This window comes from Streptosporangium fragile, assembly GCF_039534445.1.
GTDB lineage: Bacteria > Actinomycetota > Actinomycetes > Streptosporangiales > Streptosporangiaceae > Streptosporangium > Streptosporangium fragile.
Genome location: NZ_BAAAVI010000048.1, coordinates 1 through 15,892, shown reverse-complemented (window position 1 = coordinate 15,892; position 15,892 = coordinate 1). Strand labels below are relative to the sequence as shown.

Here is a 15,892-nt window from a genome sequence, read left to right as displayed (position 1 = left end):
TCAGGGGAACGCCTGATGCATGGAGGGACCGGTTCGTGTGACGATGCTGACGATATGGCTGACCGACCGACAATTCATGACACAGTGCCGGTGACGTCCGAGGACGCGGCCTTCCCCCGCCTGGTGCGGCCGGTGGAGGGCCGGCTGGTCGCCGGCGTGGCCCAGGGCGCCGCGGCCCAGCTCCGGCTCGACCCGGTCGTGCTGCGGCTGGCCTTCGTGCTGCTCACCGTCCTGGACGGGATCGGCGCGGTCGCGTACGCGGCCCTGTGGATGTTCACCCCGCGCGAGCCCCACGAGGGCAGGGAGCCCGCCAGGGACTGGAGCCAGTTCGCCGCGTACGGCGCGATCGGGCTGGCGCTGACGGCCCTGGACTGGCTCGTCGGCGGTCCCACGGGGGGCGGGATCGGCGCGTGGCCGATCGCGGTGGGCGGCATCGGCTCGCTGATCCTGTGGCAGCAGGCCGACCCGGACCGGCGACGGCGCTGGATGAACTCGACGGTCGGGCAGGTGCGTCAGAACCGGGTCCGCACGTTCGTCGGGCTGGTGCTCGTCGTGGTCGGCGCCATCGGTTTCCTGGTGGCCACCGACGAGCTGGGCAAGGCCCGCCCCGGCATCATGTTCACCCTGGTGGTCGTCGGCGGCGTCGCGCTGATCGCGGCACCCTGGCTGGCCGCGCTCTGGAAGGAACTCCAGCGGGAGCGCCGCGAGCGCATCCGGCAGGAGGAGCGCGCCGAGGTGGCCGCGCACGTGCACGACTCGGTGCTGCACACCCTGACGCTCATCCAGCGCAACGCCCACGACGCGCGCGAGGTGATGCGGCTGGCCCGATCCCAGGAGCGTGAGCTGCGCAACTGGCTCTACCAGCCCAAGCAGGACGCCGACGCGTCACTGGCCGCCGCGGTGCGCCGGGTCGCCGCCGAGGAGGAGGACGCCCACGGGGTGCCCATCGAGGTCGTCTGCGTGGGCGACTGCCCGCTCACGCCCGAGCTGTCCGCGATGATGCAGGCCGCCCGGCAGGCCATGGTCAACGCCGCGAAATACTCTGGTTCGGAGGTCATCTCCGTCTACGCCGAGGCGGAGCCGGGCGAGGTCACCGTCTTCGTCCGGGACCGGGGCGTCGGGTTCGACATGGAGGAGGTGCCCGACGACCGGATGGGCATCCGCCAGTCGATCATCGGCAGGATGGAGCGCAACGGCGGCAGCGCCAGGGTGCGGACCGAGCCCGGCGAGGGCACGGAAGTGATGTTGACCATGAAACTGGAGAAGGCGTGAGCGAACGAGCCAGGAGGCGGCGGGCCGGAGACCGGCCGCCGGGACGGATCCGGACGGGGCCCTCCCCGGTCTCCACAGGCGTCACATCCCGCCGGTCCGGCGGCTCGGCGCCCACCGCCGGGCGGCCGGTACCGCACCGGGCGCGACGCGTCACCGTCACGCGTTCCCTACCCGGGGCCGAGGCCCGGGGTCTCCCCGCTGGAGGAATCCGATGAGCGCCGTCAAGGTCCTGATCGTCGACGATCACCGCCTGTTCCGCTCCGGTGTCCGGGCGGAGCTCGGCGACTCCATCGAGGTGATCGGCGAGGCCGAGGACGTGGACTCCGCGGTCAAGGCGATCACCGACCTCCGGCCCGACGTGGTCCTGCTCGACGTGCACATGCCCGGCGGCGGCGGTCAGGAGGTGCTGCGCCGCGTCCTCGGCGCGGGCATCCCGGTCCGTTTCCTCGCCCTGTCGGTCTCCGACGCGGCCGAGGACGTCATCGGTGTGATCCGCGGTGGCGCCCGGGGCTACGTCACCAAGAACATCAGCGGTCGCGAGCTCACCGACGCCATCCGCCGGGTCGCCGAGGGCGACGCGGTCTTCTCGCCGAGGCTGGCCGGGTTCGTGCTGGACGCCTTCGCCTCCAGCGAGGCCCCGCCGATCGACCCCGAACTCGACTCGCTGACGCAGCGTGAGCGCGAGGTCCTGCGGCTGATCGCCCGAGGCTACGCCTACAAGGAGATCGCCAAGGAGCTGTTCATCTCGGTCAAGACCGTGGAGACCCACGTCTCGTCCGTGCTGCGCAAACTCCAGCTCTCCAACCGCCACGAGCTCTCCCGCTGGGCCACGGCGCGGCGCCTGGTCTGACCTGCGCACATCCGGTACGAGCCCTGTACGAGCAGTAACTTATGTGCGACTCTGCGAAGTATGGGGCGTGACGTACCTGCGATGGTGTTCAGCCGGGAAGACCGGCGGAGATACCGGGAGAAAGTCCGCCGGTGCCTCGACGTGTTCGCGATGATGCTGCGCGAGTCGAGGTTCGAGTTCGACCGGCCCAAGGCCGGGCTGGAGATCGAGCTCAACCTCGTGGACGAGCGCGGCGAACCCGCGATGAAGAACGCCGAGGTGCTGGCGGCGATCGCGGAGCCCGACTGGGCCACCGAGCTCGGCCAGTTCAACGTGGAGATCAACGTCGTGCCGGAGCCCCTGGACGCGGACGGCGCGGCGCGGCTGGAGAAGGTGATCCGCGACCGGCTCAACCACGCCGAGGAGCGGGCCCGCACGGTGGGTGGGCACATGGTGATGGTCGGCATCCTGCCGACGCTGCGCGAGAGCGACGTGCACGAGGGCACGCTGTCGGCCAACCCCCGCTACCGGCTCCTGAACGAGCAGATCTTCGCGGCCAGGGGAGAGGACCTGCACCTGGCGATCCAGGGTCACGAGTCCCTCGACACCTACGCGGACAGCATCACCCCCGAGGCCGCCTGCACGAGCCTCCAGCTCCACCTGCAGGTCAGCCCGGAGGCGTTCCCCGCCCACTGGAACGCCGCCCAGGCCATCGCCGGTCCACAGGTGGCGGTGGCCGCCAACGCGCCGTTCCTGTTCGGCCGCCACCTCTGGCACGAGACCAGGATCCCGCTGTTCGAGCAGGCCACCGACACCCGTCCGGTGGAGCTGAAGGCCCAGGGCGTCCGGCCGAGGGTGTGGTTCGGCGAGCGGTGGATCACCTCGGTCTTCGACCTGTTCGAGGAGAACGCCCGTTATTTCCCCGCCCTGCTGCCCCTGTGCGAGGAGGAAGACCCGCGGGAGCAGCTGGAGCGCGGCGTGACGCCGGATCTCGGCGAGCTGACCCTGCACAACGGCACCGTCTACCGGTGGAACCGGCCGGTCTACGCCGTCGTGGACGGCGTCCCGCACCTGCGGGTGGAGAACCGGGTGCTGCCCGCCGGGCCCTCGGTGGCGGACGTCGCCGCCAACGCCGCGTTCTACTACGGGCTCATGCGGGTGCTCCCGTACGCCGAGCGCCCGGTGTGGACGCGCATGTCGTTCGCCGCGGCCGAGGACAACCTGCACGCCGCCGCCCGGCACGGCCTGGACGCCAGGCTCTACTGGCCGGGCCTCGGTGAGGTGGTCGCCGCCGAGCTGATCCTGCGCCGCCTGCTCCCGCTCGCCCACGAGGGGCTCGACCTGTGGGAGGTGGCACCGCAGGTCAGGGACCGGCTGCTGGGGATCGTCGAACAGCGCTGCCTGACGGGCACGACCGGCGCGAGCTGGCAGATCGACACGGTGGACGCCCTGGGCGACCTCGACCGGTACGAGGCCCTGCGCCGGATGACCCTCCGGTACATCGACCACATGCACGCCAACGAGCCGGTGCATACCTGGCCGATCTCCTGACCGCCCCGGCCGGACCGCGACGGCCGCCGTGCTCCTCCGGTACCGGCGGTCGTCGTCGCGGCCCGCGGGGGCGAGTTCCCGGCGGCCTCCCACGGGGATTCCGGCGCCCGGCCTCCCGTCCCTGCCGCCCGCCGGAGCCACGGCCGGGACGCGAAGGCCCGCTGACGTACATCGCGATGAGTATCCCGGAATCCCTCGGGAGGCTGATGTCCCGGCGGCGCGGGCCCCTTAGTCTGAGGGCCGATGATCCACCAGGGGGGGTGATGTCATGCGGAAGACGGTCCGAGAGATCGGCTGGGCCGCGCGGGGCGCCTGCCGGACGAGCGACCCCGAGCTGTTCTTCCCGTTGATGCCGTCGGCCGAGCACGAGGCGCGCGCGAAGGAGGTCTGCGCCGGATGTCCGGTGATCAAAGACTGCCGGGCGTACGCGCTGCGGGCCGGTGAACCCGAGGGCATCTGGGGTGGGCTCACCGTCGAGGAGCGCCGCAGCATGCGCTTCCCCAACGGCTGGCGCCGGAGCGCCGCGAGCTGACCCCCGTCACGTAGCCTCGAACCGGGCGTGCGCGGTGTCGTGAGGGGCGTGAGGAATGGGGTTGGGACCGGCCTTCGACGCCGTCCGGCGTGTCATGGGGCGTGGCGCGCCGGTGGGAGCGCCGGATCTCCGCGGGCGTGGCGCGCGGGCGGGAGCGCCGGATCCCCGGGGGAGCGGCGCGCTGGCCGGGGCGGTGGGCGTGCTGGTGGCGGCCAACGTGCTCAACAACCGTGTGGCGCCCCGCCTGTGCCCCCTCACCTCCACCGCGGCCACCGGCGTGCTCCTCGCCCTGGCCCGCCGCTCCGGGCTCTCCTGGGCCGAACTGGGCTTCCACGAGCGCTCGCGCGGCGTGCGGATCGGCGGCGTACTCGCCTCCGCGGTCGCCGGGGTCTACGCCGTCGGCATCGCCGTCCCGGCCACCCGCCGGTTCTTCCGCGACGAGCGGGCGCTGTCCCTGTCGCGAGCCCGGGTCCTGGAGGAGGCGCTGCTTCAGGTGCCGTTCGGCACGGTCCTACTGGAGGAGGTCGGCTTCCGCGGGGTGCTGCATGCCCTCGTCGCCCGCTCGTACGGGACCGCCGCGGCCACCGTGGCCTCCTCGGCCCTGTTCGGCCTCTGGCACGTGCTTCCCGCGATCGACATGATGGCCGCCAACCCCGCGCTGAGCCGCCTCGCCTCCGGCGAATCCCCGTCCGCCGTCATCACCGCGCCCGCCGTGATCACCGTGCCGGACGGATCCGCCGCGCCGGACGGGCCCGAGGAGGTACGAGGCACGCCGGGCGTGCCGGACCCGCCCGCGCGGCCGAGCACGTGGCAGACGACGCGTGTCGTGACCGGCGCGGTGGTCACCACGGGGCTCGCCGGGGTGCTCTTCACCCACCTGCGCCGGAGAGGCGGTCTGGCCGCGCCCTCGATGTTCCACCTGGCGACCAACTCCCTGGGCTACCTGTTCGCCCGCCTCGCCCCGCCGGACCGGGCCGGGACCGGTGGCCCCCGCCGCGCGGGCTCCCCGTGACGCGGCTCCCCGGCTGACGAGCCCCCGGAACGGGACTTCCCGGGGAAGCCTCCCGGTCCTGTCAGCGGGTGCCGAAGCGACCCCGGGCGGCCAGTTCGATCGTGACGACCACGGCCACCGCCTCCGCGGCCAGCAGCGCGACCAGCACGACCAGCTGCACCACCCCGGCGTGGAGCGGATCGGCCCCGCCCAGGAGCATCCCCACGAACGCCCCCGGGAGCGTGACCAGTCCCACGGTGCCCGTCTGGTCCAGCGCGGGCACGAGCGCCTGGGAGGCGGGCGGGCGGCAGATCTCCAGCGCCGCGTCCCGGTCGGAGAAGCCGAGCGCGAGGGCCGCCTCGACCTCGCCGCGCCGCTGGGCGAGCTCGTCCAGCGCCCGCCGTCCCGCGAGCGCCGTGGCCGTCAGGCACCCGCCGAGCAGGATGCCCGCGACCGGGATCAGCGTGATGCCCTGCGGCGGGACGGTCCCGGTGCCGAACAGCAGCGCCAGCACCGGCGCGGTCCCCGCCGCGACGGGCACCGCGGCCCACCGGCCGGCCGGGCCGGGGGAGACCCTGCGGCCCGCGGTCACGCTCGCCACGCCGTACATGACCAGGACGAAGGCCGCGACCGCGAGGGGCCGCCCGACGGCCCACACGATGATCAGCGAGACCGCTCCGAGCTGGACGGCGGCGCGCAGGGAGGCCATGAGCACGGCGGGTGCGTGCCCGAGGCGGCCGAGCCAGGCGACGGCGGCGCCCCCGAGGGCGAGCAGCACGACGACGACGGCGGTGGCGGGTGACAGGTCGATACTGCTCAACGAGACGGCGTTCTCTCGGCGTTCTCTCGGTGTTCTCTCGGCGCTCTTGCCGCTGTCGCGGGGGTCAGGCGGTGGAGACCCGCTGGAAGGCCTCCGCGTAGCGGCCTTCGCCGAAGCCCGCCTCGGCGGCGATGCCGGAGAAACGGTCCCGGATGAAGCTCTCGAAGTCGTCCCGGTGGCCGGTCTGGCTCACGTGGGCGCGCAGCGCGGCGAGCTTGCGCTCGAAGGTGCCGGTGATGTCGACGTGGTGGTCGGGGGTGGGGCCGCCGTTGAGCCAGACCTCGCGGACCGTCCAGGCCTCCAGCCCCTCCTCCAGCAGCAGCGACGGGAAGGCGTACGGGTTGCGCGCGTCGGGGTAGACGGCGTCCAGCGCCGAGGCGCCGACCGCTCGGTGGTCGGGGTGGCTGGGCGCGATGAACCGGTGGTTCCGCTCCGGGCTGTGGGTGATCACCAGGTCGGGCCTGACCTGCCGGATGACCCGGGCGATGTCGCGCCGCAGGTCCAGGCCGGGCACCACGGTGCCGTCGCCGTACCCCAGGAAGCGCACGTCGGTCACGCCGACGGCCTTGGCGGCGGCGGTCTGCTCGGCGCGGCGGAGCTCGGCCATGCCGCCGTTGTCCAGCGCACGGTCGAAGCCACCCGCGTCGCCGTCGGTGACGACGCAGTACGTCACCTCGACACCGCGGTCGGTGAACAACGCGATCGAGCCCGCGGCGCCGAAGTCGACGTCATCGGGATGGGCGGTCACCACGAGCACCCGATGGATCTCGTTGTCGGAGAGCATGGGGCATCCTTTCCCTTTGTCGCGTTCCGTTCGATCATCACAACCGTTGATAACTCTGTCCGCATTCCTTGACGGTGCTGGACCCGGTTGTCGGCGGGCCGCTCTAACCTAGGGGACGTGTCGATCCCAGCCTCTTCCCTGACCCACCCGTTGCTCGACGGGCTCAACCCCCAGCAGCGCGAGGCCGTCGTGCACCACGGCAGCCCGCTGCTCATCGTCGCGGGCGCGGGTTCGGGCAAGACCCGGGTGCTGACCCACCGCATCGCCTATCTGCTGGGCGAGCGGGGCGTGCACCCGCAGGAGATCCTGGCGATCACCTTCACCAACAAGGCCGCCCGGGAGATGAAGGACCGGGTCGACAGGCTCATCGGCCCGCGCTCGTCGGCGATGTGGGTGATGACCTTCCACAGCGCGTGCGTGCGGATCCTGCGCCGCGAGGCCAGACGGCTGGGCTTCCCCACGAGCTTCTCCATCTACGACCAGGCCGACTCCCAGCGGCTGATGGCGATGGTCTGCCGCGAGATGGACCTCGATCCCAAGCGTTACCCGCCGCGTTCGTTCTCCGCCCAGGTCAGCAACTTCAAGAACGAGCTGATCGACTACGAGACGGCGGCGGCGCAGGCCTCCACCCACCTGGAGCGCAAGCTCGCCGAGGCCTACCGCTCCTACCAGCAGAAGCTCACCGAGGCCGGCGCGATGGACTTCGACGACCTCATCATGCTCACGGTGACGCTGTTCCAGCTCTTCCCCGACGTGGCCGAGCACTACCGGCGCCGGTGGCGGCACGTCATGGTCGACGAGTACCAGGACACCAACCACGCGCAGTACGTCCTGATCCGCGAGATCGTCGGCCGCCCCGAGCTGCGCACCGCCGACGGCGACCTGGTCAGGGAGGGCGGCGTCGCCCCGGCCGAGCTGTGCGTGGTGGGCGACGCCGACCAGTCGATCTACGCGTTCCGGGGCGCGACGATCCGCAACATCCTGGAGTTCGAGCGCGACTACCCGGACGCCAGGACGATCCTGCTGGAGCAGAACTACCGCTCCACCCAGACGATCCTGTCCGCCGCCAACGCGGTCATCTCGCGCAACGAGAGCCGCAAGCCCAAGAACCTCTGGTCCGATCAGGGCGCCGGGCCGAAGATCGTCGGTTACGTCGCCGACAACGAGCACGACGAGGCCATGTTCGTCGCCCAGGAGGTCGACAGGCTCGCCGACGACGAGGGCGTCCAGCCCGGCCAGGTGGCCGTGTTCTACCGGACGAACGCCGCCTCCCGCGTCTTCGAGGAGATCTTCATCCGCACCGGCCTGCCGTACAAGGTCGTGGGCGGGGTGCGCTTCTACGAGCGCAAGGAGGTCCGCGACCTGCTCGCCTACCTGCGCTTCCTGTCCAACCCGAACGACATGGTCTCGCTGCGCCGCATCCTCAACGTGCCCAAGCGCGGCATTGGCGAGCGCGCCGAGGCGATGGTGGAGGCGTTCGCCGCCCGGGAGCGGATCCCGTACTGGGAGGGGTTGCGCCGGGCCGACGAGGCGCCGGGCATGGCCACCCGGTCGGTCAACGCCATCAAGGAGTTCGTCGCCCTGATGGACGAGCTGATGGTGAAGGCCGACGGCATGTCGCCCTCCGAGCTCGCCCAGGAGGTGCTGGTGAGCACCGGCTACCGCATGGAGCTGTCGGCCTCCAACGACCCGCAGGACGAGAGCCGCCTGGAGAACCTGGACGAGCTGATCTCGGTCGCCTCGGAGTTCGAGGAGGCCAACCCCGAGGGCACGCTGGTGGAGTTCCTGGAGCAGGTGTCGCTGGTCGCCGACGCCGACCAGATCCCGGCGGCCGACGGCGGCCAGGGCGTGGTCACGCTGATGACCCTGCACACGGCCAAGGGCCTGGAGTTCCCGGTGGTCTTCCTCACCGGGATGGAAGACGGTGTCTTCCCGCACATGCGCTCGCTCGGTGAGCCCAAGGAGCTGGAGGAGGAGCGCCGCCTGGCCTACGTCGGCATCACCCGGGCCGAGAAGCGGCTGTACGTCTCGCGGGCGGCCGTCCGCAGCTCGTGGGGCTCGCCCGCTTTCAACCCGGCCTCCCGGTTCGTCGCCGAGATCCCCGCCGACCTGCTCGACTGGCGCAGCGACCCGGGGAAGACCCCCTGGGGCGCGGCCACCCGGCGCGAGTCCGGCACCGCGCCGCTCAGGAAGGCCGGCGGCTCGGGCGGGTCCGGCGGCAAGCGGCTCCCCACCCTCACCCCGGGTGACCGCGTCACCCACGACGCGTTCGGCCTCGGCACGGTCGTCTCCGTGGACGGCGTCGCGGAGAAGACCAAGGTCAAGGTCGATTTCGGCAGCGGGGGAGAGAAGACCCTGCTGCTGGCCTACGCGCCCCTGGAGAAGCTCTGAGGTTCCGGGCCGGGGGAGCAGGACGTTCTTGATCCGGGGGATCGGACACGCCACAGGCGTACGATCCCCGGATCAAGGAGATCGTCGTCGCCTCTCCGCCCGGCACGGAGCTTCGCGGAGGGGCGGCCGGGCGGCGGGATCGGCCCGGTGCGGCGGGCGACGCCCGAAGAGCCCGGCCCGGCTTCACGGCGGATCCGGGAGCCGGCCTGCTCCCGGATCCCGCCCGTTCCCGGTCATTCCCCGAAGAGCTCCCGGAGGGGGTTCTGGGCCTGCTCCGCCTGGTCGGCGCCGATGTCGAGCTCGTCGAAGTCGGCCACCTGGTCGGCCGGCGGGGCCTTGACGGCGGACCTCATGCCCCAGCCGGTGTAGCGGGTGTCGTTGACGTAGGTCAGCTCGGTGCTGTTCAGACCCCGGGTCGACTCGGTGTACGACGACACGACCCGGCGGACCAACCGGTCGGAGCCGATGTAGATCTTCCAGGTCACCGGGAGTGTGGCGGACCTGCCGGTGGGCTTCTTGCCCAGCATCGCGCGGACCGCGGGGGAGGCCCGGTAGAGCTCGGTCAGTGTGATCGTGCCCGAATGGACCGTGGTCCGGGTGCCGTCCCACGTCCCGCCGGGGCGCTTGGCGGCGGTGTGCGCCAGTGTCGCCTTCAGCGTGCCGGGCTCGACAGTGCTGATGATCTGCTGCATGGGGCTGACCAGGGAGACGGAGGCGCCCCGGGTGCGCAGCCACTTCTTGCCCTCGGGCATGGCGTCGGTGTAGACCCCGCCGGAGGTGTAGGAGACGCCCTTCACCGAGATCGTCCGGGACGGGGTGGACAGGCCCTTGAGCTCCCCGTCCTCCGTGGGCAGGGTGAACGCGGTGGTCAGGTCGGAGGCCACCGGACCGGACCTGCCGAACTCCAGCACGCCGTCCCGCCGGGTCACGATCGTCCGAGGCTTCCCGCCCTGGCCGATGATCTTCGTGTTCTCCGTGAGCCGCACGCCGCGGTGGGTCCTGAACTGGCGCTTCAGCGCCGACACCGGATCCGCCGCGGCCCTGACACGCTGAGCGCTCCGGGTGTTCCCGGTCTCCTGGGCGCTCCCGGCGGGCCCGGCGCCCTGGGCGCTCGCCGGGCCCGCGGCCACCAGCGCCGGAACGACCAGCGCCGCCGCGGTGGCACCGGTGAGGACGGCGATCGTTCGCCTCATCGAGGGGGTCCTCTCGTATGTTTCCTCGCATCGTCGCGGAGGGGAGGAAGAAGATTCTTGCCTATATCCCGATATAGAGGATCAAGAACCGCCCGAGGCCCGGAGAAACGCCGCGCCCGGCGGCGATGCCGCCGGGCGCGGGGTGCCTCACGGTAAGGCGGTGGCCGGCGCGCGGGGGTCACGGTGAAGGGGTCACTTGATGCTGACGAGGGGGACGGGAATGTCGGCGACGATGCCGTCCGCCAGCTCCTTCATCGTGGCGACCTGGTCGGCGGGCGGGGCGGCGATGGCGACCTCGGAGCCCCAGCCGCTGTAGCTGGTGTCGACCGTCTGGCTCGCCTCCGACGTTCCCTGCCAGGTCGTCAGCCTCTTGGGGAGCCGGTCGGCGCCGAGGTACAGCTTCCAGTTCAGCGTGGTCTTGGCCAGGCTGCCGTGCAGCGTCTTCCCCGCCGCCGCCCGGAACCACGGCGAGACCTTGTGGAGCTCGCCGAAGGTGATCTTCCCGGAGTAGACGGTGGGGCGCTTGACCGTGGCGTTCGCGAGGAGGGCCTTGAGGGTCGTGGGTTCGGCCGGGTTGATGTACTGGCCCATCGCGCCGGCGATACCGGTCGAGTCCTCGGGTATCCGGAGCCAGGGCTTGCCCGTCGGCAGGAACGGGCCGAAGACTCCGCCGTACATGTAGGCCGTGTTCTTGACCCGGACGATCCGCTCCGGATCGGCCAGCCCGTCGAGCAGTCTGTCCAGCTTCTCCTCTTCCTGGGTCTTCTTGGGCTCGATCTCGCGCTCGGTCCAGTCTCCGGTGCCGCTCTGGAGGCTGCTCAGGAGGAGATCGAGGTCGTCCCGGTCGAAACGCAGCTTGGTGGTGTGGTCCGACGCGCTCACCCCGGTGGCGTCGAACTGCAGTTCCCCGTCGCGCTTGCCGAGAACCGTGCTCTCGCCGGAGTGCCGCATCTTGATGGTGTCGACGAAGGCCACGCCGTGGCCGCTGCTGATCTTCTTCTTCAGCGCGGTGAGCGGGTCGGGCGCCTGCGCGGAGGCGTGCGCGGTGGCCGGGAGGGGGGCGATCAGCGCCGCTGCGGTGGCGCCGGCCAGGATGGCGATCATTCGCCTCATCGAGTCGTTCCTTCTTTGCTTTTGCGTGTTCGGCCACGGCGCCATGGATGGAAAAGGGTGTCTTTCCCGATGCCGCGCCGCGTTTGGTGAAATCTGCTGAAGAACACCATGAAGTGCCGCGCCCGGCCAGGTGACGTCTGGCCGGGCGCGGCGGGCCGTTCGGCTCGGGTGGTGCTCAGCGCCCGTGAGCCGTCGGGTGGTGCTCGGCGCCCGCGGGTCGTCGGGTGGTGCTCGGCGCCCGCGGGTCGTCGGGTGGTGCTCAGCGCCCGCGGGTCGCCCGAGGCGAACCGGATACGGAGATCACCCGGGGTGATCGGCGTGAGCCGATCACTTGCCGCCGCCCAGCAGCGGGACGGGCATGTTGGGGTCTACGTCTTCCTGCAGGTCCTTCTGCGTGGCGACCTGGTCGGCGGGCGGGGCCTTGACCGTGACCTCGGAGCCCCAGCCGGAGTAGCGCGTGTCGACCGTCAGGGTCGTGTCCTTGGCGCCCAGGGGGGTTCCGGGGTAGGTGGTGGTCAGCCGCTTGGCGAGCCCGTCGGCGCCGAGGTACAGCTTCCAGTCCACCACGGTCTTCGCCTGCTTGCCGGTCGGAGTGGTGAGGAATCCGGCCCGGAACCACGGTGAGACCTTGTACAGCTCGCCGAAGGTGATCTTTCCGGCGTAGGCGGTGGGGCGCTTGACCACGGCGTGTGCGAGCAGGGCCTTCAACGTCGCGGGCTCGGCGACGTTGACGAGCTGGCTGAGCCGCCCGGTGTTGCCCAGGGAGCCGCCGGGAAGCTGCAGCCACGTCTTGCCCTCGGGCAGGAGCTGGCCGAAGATGCCGCCGGAGATGTAGGAGACGTCCTTGATCCGGACGACCCGCTCGGGCTTGGCCAGCCCGGCCATGAGCTTCGCATCCTCTTCGTCCATGCCCTCGGAGAGCGCCTTGACGTCGCTCGCCGTGATACGGAGCTTGGTGGTCTGGTCGGATGCCTTGATGCCGGAGGCGCCGGGCTGCATCGACCCCCTGCGCTGTGCGAAGACGCCGCTGTCGTACGACGTCGTCACCTTCGTCGTGTCGACGAAGGTGACGCCGCGACCGTTACTGATCTGCTTCTTCAGCGCGGTGACCGGATCGGCGGCCTGTGCGGAGGCGTGCGCGGTCGGCGCGAGTGCCGTGGCACCCAGCACGGCTGTCGCGGCGCACGCCAGGCCGACGATGTGTCGCTTCAAAGGAAATTCCTCCTGATGGTTCCCTCCGCGCTGGATGGGAGGGATCACCGTATTGTTACGCATCAAGATCACGGAGGAATCTCATATTTGGATTTTTGTCTTGAATTACATGTGCATATTCGGTGCAGGTGCCCGCTGTATGTCCGGGAGAGGACATGTGGTTCCCGAAACGGCGATCATCGTATTCCTCTTATCACGGGCCGCGACGGAGACGGCGGCCGTGACGGAAGGGCGGTGAATCCGTTCCGGCCCTCCGCCGGCCCGGTCGCCTCAGCCGATCGGCAGGACCGCGGGCTCCGGGAGGTCGGCGCCGACCCGGCCCGCGTCCGCGGTGTCCTCCGGGGGCGGCGGGACGAGGGTGACCGGCGAACCCCAGCCGGTGTAGCGGGTGTCCACCACCGTGGTCGTGTACTTCCGGGCGTCGCCGGAGATGGGCTGCCGCCAGGTGGTGCTCAGGCGGCGGGCCAGGTTCGAGGGGTCCAGCCACAGCCGGAAGCCGACCGGGATCCTGCCGCTCCTGCCCTTCGGCGGCCCGGCGAGCCGGTCGCGGAGCGAGGGCGAGACCTTGTAGAGGGTGCGCAACGTCACGGCTCCCTGCAGGAACGTGCCGGAGCGGAGCTTCTTGCGCACGGAGGCGTGCGAGAGCAACGTGCCCAGCGTGGCGGGCTCGAAGATGTTCACGATCTGCGGCAGCGCCGCGGTCTGCTTGATGTTCGCCGGGCCGATCAGCCCGAGCCAGGTCTTCCCCTCCGGCAGCCACGTCTCGTAACCGGGGCCGGAGAGGTACGCCTCGTTCGGGAAGCAGATCACCCGGGTCGAGCCGAGCTGCTGCCCGAGCTGGTTCTCCAGCTCCTTCACGGCACCGCGGCCGGCCTCGGTCCGTCCCACGGTGTCCGTGGCGTACACCCCGTCGGCGTCGAACTCCACCCGCCCCTTGCGCCAGATGGTGACCACCGCCTCGCCGCCCCGGTAGACCCGGCCGACGTCGGAGACGCGCAGCCCCACGTGCTCGCCGAACTGCCGCTTCAGCGCCGTCACCGGGGACGGCGGCGCCGCGGCCTCCGCGGCCCCCGAACACAGCACCGAACCGACCAGAACCGCCGCCGCCACAGCGACCCACCGCCTCATGCGGATCCCCTCCCGGAGTCAAGATCCGCCAAGCTAGCCACTGGCCGTGTCCGGGACTATGGCGTACGCCAACAACTCGCGTCGCCGGATTGCGCGCGCGTGAGTCCGCCCGGCGGACCGCCCGGTCGCGTGCGCGACGGGCCTGTCACGGAGATCCGGTGTTGCAGAGATCCGGCATCACGCGTGGACGCGGTCGTCTCGTCGGGAGGCGGCCCGGCATGGAGTTTTCCGGCCGGGTGGGTGGAGTGTGATCGATTGACCGTGCCGGCGCCGGTCCGAGTCCGCACGAACAACATTCCGTCGGCGTGATCTGGGACCCGGTTACCTGGTCAGGTCGCCGGGCGGGCTAGGCTTCATTGGCGCGAAAACCGCCGGGCTCCCCCCTTGGATCGTGGAGCCGGCTCGCTGACATCTATCCACCAGCCGGACAAGCAAGGACGGACCCTCGTGGACCTGTTCGAACATCAGGCGAAGGAGCTCTTCGCGGAGTACGGCATCCCGGTGCCGCGCGGAATCGTCGCGCACACCGTGGAGGAGGCGCGGGCGGCAGCCGAGCAGCTGACCGGTCGTGTCGTCGTCAAGGCCCAGGTCAAGACCGGTGGTCGTGGCAAGGCCGGGGGCGTGAAGGTCGCCGACGACGCAGCCGACGCCGAGCAGAAGGCCACTCAGATCCTCGGCATGGACATCAAGGGCCACACGGTCCACAAGGTTCTGATCGAGGAAGCCAGCGCGATCGCGGAGGAGTACTACTTCTCCTTCCTGCTCGACCGCGCCAACCGTACGTTCCTCGCCATCTGCTCCGCCGCGGGCGGCATGGACATCGAAGAGGTCGCGCACAGCACGCCGGAGAAGGTCGCGAAGGTTCCGGTCTCCCCGCTGGAGGGTGTCGACCGTGCCAGGGCCCGGGAGATCGCCCAGGCCGGTGGCCTGCCGGAGGCCGCGCTCGACGGCGCCGCCGAGCTCATCGAGAAGCTCTGGGCCGTCTTCGTCGACGAGGACGCCTCCCTGGTCGAGGTCAACCCGATGATCCTGTCCGCCGACGGCCAGGTGAAGGCCCTCGACGGCAAGGTCACCCTCGACGACAACGCCGCCTTCCGCCAGCCCGAGCACGAGGCCTACGCGGACAAGGCCAGCGAGGACCCGCTGGAGGCCGCGGCCAAGGCCAAGGACCTCAACTACGTCAAGCTCGACGGTTCCGTCGGCATCATCGGCAACGGCGCGGGCCTGGTCATGTCGACCCTCGACGTCGTCGCCTACGCCGGTGAGGCCTTCCCTGGCCGGCCCAAGCCCGCCAACTTCCTCGACATCGGCGGCGGCGCCTCGGCCGAGGTCATGGCGGCCGGCCTGGAGATCATCATCTCCGACCCGTCGGTGAAGTCGATCTTCGTGAACGTCTTCGGCGGCATCACCGCCTGTGACGCGGTCGCCAACGGCATCGTCTCCGCCTTCCAGCTGCTGGACGCGCGCGGCGAGGCCGTGACCCGCCCGCTGGTCGTCCGGCTGGACGGCAACAACGCCGAACTCGGGCGGCAGATTCTCGCCGACGCCAAGCTCTCCGGCGTCGAACTGGTGGACACGATGGACGATGCGGCCAAGCGCGCCGCCGAGCTCGCCGCGGTAGGTGCGTAATGGCTATCTGGCTGACCGAGAACAGCAAGATCATTGTTCAGGGCATGACCGGCGGTGAGGGCACCAAGCACACCCGCCGCATGCTCGCCTCCGGCGCCAAGGTCGTCGGTGGCGTGAACGCCCGCAAGGCCGGCACGGTCCACGAGGGCCTGCCCGTCTTCGGCACCGTCAAGGAGGCCGTCGAGAAGACCGGCGCCGACGTGTCGGTCGTCTTCGTGCCCCCGGCGTTCACCAAGGACGCCGTCAAGGAGGCCATCGACGCCGAGATCCCGCTCTGCGTGGTCATCACCGAGGGCGTGCCGATCCACGACACCACCGAGTTCTGGGCCTACGCGGTGGCCAAGGGCAACAAGACCCGCATCATCGGCCCCAACTGCCCCGGCATCGCCTCGCCCGGCGCGTCGAACGCGGGCATCATCCCGGCCGACATCACCACCGCCGGCCGCA

Annotated in this window: 14 protein-coding genes; 8 read left to right on the top strand and 6 right to left on the bottom strand. The window is 71.0% G+C overall.

Annotated features, from left to right (window positions below; translation table 11 throughout):
• Positions 1 to 54 precede the first annotated feature (54 nt).
• The 5 genes from ABD841_RS27485 (at position 55) to ABD841_RS27465 (ending at position 5,196) form a co-directional block, all read left to right on the top strand.
• Entirely contained in the window at positions 55 to 1,272 is a 1,218-nt protein-coding gene (locus ABD841_RS27485; RefSeq protein ID WP_344977869.1) for an ATP-binding protein, read from the top strand.
• A gap of 211 nt (positions 1,273 to 1,483) precedes the next feature.
• Positions 1,484 to 2,122 (top strand): LuxR C-terminal-related transcriptional regulator, encoded by a 639-nt coding sequence (locus ABD841_RS27480; RefSeq protein ID WP_344977867.1) that lies wholly within the window; start codon positions 1,484 to 1,486, stop codon positions 2,120 to 2,122.
• Positions 2,123 to 2,182: 60 nt separating this feature from the next.
• Positions 2,183 to 3,652, top strand: coding sequence for a glutamate-cysteine ligase family protein (locus tag ABD841_RS27475; protein ID WP_344977865.1), 1,470 nt, complete (start codon positions 2,183 to 2,185; stop codon positions 3,650 to 3,652).
• 268 nt (positions 3,653 to 3,920) lie between these two features.
• On the top strand, positions 3,921 to 4,184 hold the full coding sequence (locus ABD841_RS27470; RefSeq protein WP_344977863.1) for a WhiB family transcriptional regulator: 264 nt from the start codon (positions 3,921 to 3,923) through the stop codon (positions 4,182 to 4,184).
• 55 nt (positions 4,185 to 4,239) lie between these two features.
• Entirely contained in the window at positions 4,240 to 5,196 is a 957-nt protein-coding gene (locus tag ABD841_RS27465) for a CPBP family glutamic-type intramembrane protease (protein WP_344977861.1), read from the top strand.
• Between the two features lie 61 nt (positions 5,197 to 5,257).
• Here ABD841_RS27465 and ABD841_RS27460 read toward each other — a convergent pair whose 3' ends face one another.
• Together ABD841_RS27460 and ABD841_RS27455 are read right to left on the bottom strand one after the other, a co-directional pair.
• On the bottom strand, positions 5,258 to 5,995 hold the full coding sequence (locus ABD841_RS27460; RefSeq protein WP_344977859.1) for an ABC transporter permease: 738 nt from the start codon (positions 5,993 to 5,995) through the stop codon (positions 5,258 to 5,260).
• Positions 5,996 to 6,059: 64 nt separating this feature from the next.
• Complete coding sequence (locus tag ABD841_RS27455) at positions 6,060 to 6,779, bottom strand: PIG-L deacetylase family protein (RefSeq protein WP_344977857.1); 720 nt, start codon at positions 6,777 to 6,779, stop codon at positions 6,060 to 6,062.
• A 117-nt stretch (positions 6,780 to 6,896) separates the two neighbouring features.
• On the opposite strand from ABD841_RS27455, the gene pcrA reads away from it, so the two are divergent.
• Positions 6,897 to 9,170 (top strand): DNA helicase PcrA, encoded by a 2,274-nt coding sequence (gene pcrA / locus ABD841_RS27450; RefSeq protein WP_425582048.1) that lies wholly within the window; start codon positions 6,897 to 6,899, stop codon positions 9,168 to 9,170.
• Between the two features lie 233 nt (positions 9,171 to 9,403).
• Here pcrA and ABD841_RS27445 read toward each other — a convergent pair whose 3' ends face one another.
• The 4 genes from ABD841_RS27445 to ABD841_RS27430 form a co-directional block, all read right to left on the bottom strand.
• On the bottom strand, positions 9,404 to 10,363 hold the full coding sequence (locus ABD841_RS27445) for a hypothetical protein (RefSeq protein ID WP_344977855.1): 960 nt from the start codon (positions 10,361 to 10,363) through the stop codon (positions 9,404 to 9,406).
• Positions 10,364 to 10,555: 192 nt separating this feature from the next.
• Positions 10,556 to 11,476: a hypothetical protein gene (locus tag ABD841_RS27440; RefSeq protein WP_344977853.1), complete on the bottom strand. Its 921-nt coding sequence runs from the start codon at positions 11,474 to 11,476 to the stop codon at positions 10,556 to 10,558.
• 327 nt (positions 11,477 to 11,803) lie between these two features.
• The gene (locus tag ABD841_RS27435; RefSeq protein WP_344977851.1) at positions 11,804 to 12,688 is read right to left on the bottom strand and encodes a hypothetical protein; all 885 of its coding nucleotides are present in this window, start codon (positions 12,686 to 12,688) and stop codon (positions 11,804 to 11,806) included.
• A 270-nt stretch (positions 12,689 to 12,958) separates the two neighbouring features.
• Positions 12,959 to 13,816 carry a hypothetical protein gene (locus ABD841_RS27430; protein ID WP_344977849.1) on the bottom strand — a complete coding sequence of 286 codons (858 nt, stop codon included), beginning with the start codon at positions 13,814 to 13,816 and terminating at the stop codon, positions 12,959 to 12,961.
• Positions 13,817 to 14,263: 447 nt separating this feature from the next.
• Here ABD841_RS27430 and sucC point away from each other — a divergent pair, with 447 nt between their 5' ends.
• The gene (gene sucC, locus ABD841_RS27425) at positions 14,264 to 15,445 is read left to right on the top strand and encodes an ADP-forming succinate--CoA ligase subunit beta (RefSeq protein WP_344977847.1); all 1,182 of its coding nucleotides are present in this window, start codon (positions 14,264 to 14,266) and stop codon (positions 15,443 to 15,445) included.
• A partial coding sequence (locus ABD841_RS27420; RefSeq protein WP_344977845.1) for a CoA-binding protein occupies positions 15,445 to 15,892 on the top strand: 448 nt, incomplete at its 3' end. The genes sucC and ABD841_RS27420, both read left to right, overlap by 1 nt.

Bases quoted from the DNA above. Each gene is read 5' to 3' on its own strand.
- ABD841_RS27485 (WP_344977869.1), top strand. From the start codon at position 55: ATGGCTGACCGACCGACAATTCATGACACAGTGCCGGTGACGTCCGAG.
- ABD841_RS27480 (WP_344977867.1), top strand. From the start codon at position 1,484: ATGAGCGCCGTCAAGGTCCTGATCGTCGACGATCACCGCCTGTTCCGC.
- ABD841_RS27475 (WP_344977865.1), top strand. From the start codon at position 2,183: ATGGGGCGTGACGTACCTGCGATGGTGTTCAGCCGGGAAGACCGGCGG.
- ABD841_RS27470 (WP_344977863.1), top strand. From the start codon at position 3,921: ATGCGGAAGACGGTCCGAGAGATCGGCTGGGCCGCGCGGGGCGCCTGC.
- ABD841_RS27465 (WP_344977861.1), top strand. From the start codon at position 4,240: ATGGGGTTGGGACCGGCCTTCGACGCCGTCCGGCGTGTCATGGGGCGT.
- ABD841_RS27455 (WP_344977857.1), bottom strand. From the start codon at position 6,779: ATGCTCTCCGACAACGAGATCCATCGGGTGCTCGTGGTGACCGCCCAT.
- ABD841_RS27445 (WP_344977855.1), bottom strand. From the start codon at position 10,363: ATGAGGCGAACGATCGCCGTCCTCACCGGTGCCACCGCGGCGGCGCTG.
- ABD841_RS27440 (WP_344977853.1), bottom strand. From the start codon at position 11,476: ATGAGGCGAATGATCGCCATCCTGGCCGGCGCCACCGCAGCGGCGCTG.
- ABD841_RS27430 (WP_344977849.1), bottom strand. From the start codon at position 13,816: ATGAGGCGGTGGGTCGCTGTGGCGGCGGCGGTTCTGGTCGGTTCGGTG.